We start from the raw sequence: 1,959 nt of genomic DNA on the forward strand, positions 1-1,959 counted from the left end.
TTACAAATGAATATAAAGAATATTTTAAGAGTTTATGTAATCGCTTTTGGCGTAAAAGATATAATGATGGAACTACTAATATAATGGAAATAAATGACGTTAAAAATTTAAGTTCTTATGTTACTAAAGATTTTTATATGAAAGAGAGTAAAGATTATTTTTTTTGTTTTTAAATAAATATGTCGGCATTTATGCCGACATTTAAACAAATGTTCAATCTAAAATAAAATATAAAAATTTTTATTTATTATCCCTCCGCAAATTTAACCTGCCGATCATAAATCATAATAGATATCAGTTAATTACTATCACCAGCAATCATTTTAAAATTCTTTTCTATACGAAGGTTAATCGATCGTCTACAACGATCAATAATTAAATTATGATAGGAGATAACTATTAAATACATATTTTTGATCGATTAAACATATTAATTTATTTTTCTTTTTGTTATTATGTCGCTGCTTTTTAAGCGAATCAGATGATCTATATATATTAACAATAAATTTTAAATATTATTTAACCTTAATAAGGTAGAGGTAAAAATGAAAGCATTATCAATAATTGCATTAATATTTGCAGTAATATCAATTTTTATTCCTGTGATAGGAGTATTTATTGCTATGGGATGTAGTGTGTTAGCACTAATTACATTTTGTAAGCAGTCCACAATTTCAGGTATTACATTTGGAATTAATATAGTTAGTACTGCATTCCTTTCACCATCATTGGCATTAACAGCATCTAATATGAATGACTCTGGAGAAGATGGAACGGGGTTATATATGACTTATGTTGGTTTTCATGTTGTTTTAATGCTCATAGCATTTATAGCATTCTTTATTTTCAGAAAGAAAAATTCTTAATACATTCAATACGTTTATTTTAATTAAAACACTTTTAATGTAATGAACCAAATTATTGCATTAAATTAATGATTAGAAAAATTAGAAGGTAATTAATATGCCAAATTTAGTTATTTTTAGAAAACCCCAATTTTATTGGGGTGGTACATTTTTTTCAATTTATGTAAATGGAGTTGAAGTTGAACGTATTAAACGTAAGGAAACTAAAATGATACCTGTCACAGAGGGAAGAATTTCACTAGAAATTAGAAAAAATTTTTTCAAAAGTATTATATTTTTTGATATCAACGATAACGAAACTAAATCATTTGAAATTTCAGTGAAAAACACTTTATTACTTATGTTAATACCAATTTATTCATTTTTTATCAAAGATTCAATTTTCAGTATTCAACCCAAAAATTAAATATTATAAGGTTATGTATGAAAAAGTTATTAATAGTAATAGTAGTTTCTATGTTATCTTTTACAGCAATTGCAGGTGAAAGCAAGAATAGATTACCTGAATGTAACTCAAATGAAATTATGCCAAAATTACTTGATGCATTCCTTGATGCAATTAAGAATAAATTGATTGCTGAAGAAAAAGGATATATTGATTACAAAGTATTAAGGGAAAATATTTTTGTTATGAGAGGATTGCTGTCATTTATTGATTTAAAAGAAGTTAATTCTTCCTCAGGAAAGGAAGATGAAAACAGAGTTTGTACCGCTAAATTAGTTTTTAACGGTCAAACAAATGAACAGAGTCAAATTAAATTTGAGATAAATGAAGGGTTATATAATAATGGTTTCATAATTGATATTTTAAGTTTTTAGTAATAATAGGGCATCAAATATTTTTGATGCCGTTTAAATATGCATTTCTTATAAAGTTGTACAATATTCTTTACTAACTACCAAATCTCGAAGTTTCTTTTTATTACTGAAACTTCGACTAATATTGGCACATATATCATCAAAATTATCCATTCCATTTTCATCCTGATAATAAAAAGGTTTAATACTGATACAGTTTTTATGTTCGAATATAGTTTGAAGTAAAACACGATCAGAGGTCGCACAAGAGTGTCCCCATATATAGACTTGATAC

Annotated in this window: 3 protein-coding genes and 1 pseudogene; 3 read left to right on the plus strand and 1 reads right to left on the minus strand. The window is 25.5% G+C overall.

The features are described 5' to 3' along the window. Nucleotides 1-545: 545 nt before the first annotated feature. From B6C84_RS11390 to B6C84_RS11400, 3 genes are all read left to right on the plus strand, one after another. A complete protein-coding gene (locus B6C84_RS11390) occupies nucleotides 546-866 on the plus strand; it encodes a hypothetical protein (RefSeq protein WP_086319837.1) in 321 nt (106 codons plus the stop codon). A gap of 97 nt (nucleotides 867-963) precedes the next feature. Continuing rightward, a complete protein-coding gene (locus tag B6C84_RS11395) occupies nucleotides 964-1,272 on the plus strand; it encodes a hypothetical protein (RefSeq protein ID WP_086319839.1) in 309 nt (102 codons plus the stop codon). Between the two features lie 17 nt (nucleotides 1,273-1,289). Further along, on the plus strand, nucleotides 1,290-1,685 hold the full coding sequence (locus tag B6C84_RS11400) for a hypothetical protein (protein ID WP_086319841.1): 396 nt from the start codon (nucleotides 1,290-1,292) through the stop codon (nucleotides 1,683-1,685). A gap of 48 nt (nucleotides 1,686-1,733) precedes the next feature. Here the strand turns inward: B6C84_RS11400 and B6C84_RS11680 are convergent. Then, a pseudogene (locus tag B6C84_RS11680) lies at nucleotides 1,734-1,959 on the minus strand (AbiH family protein); the annotation flags it as partial.

It is taken from the genome of Gilliamella apis, assembly GCF_002142155.1.
Taxonomy (GTDB): Bacteria; Pseudomonadota; Gammaproteobacteria; order Enterobacterales; family Orbaceae; genus Gilliamella; species Gilliamella apis.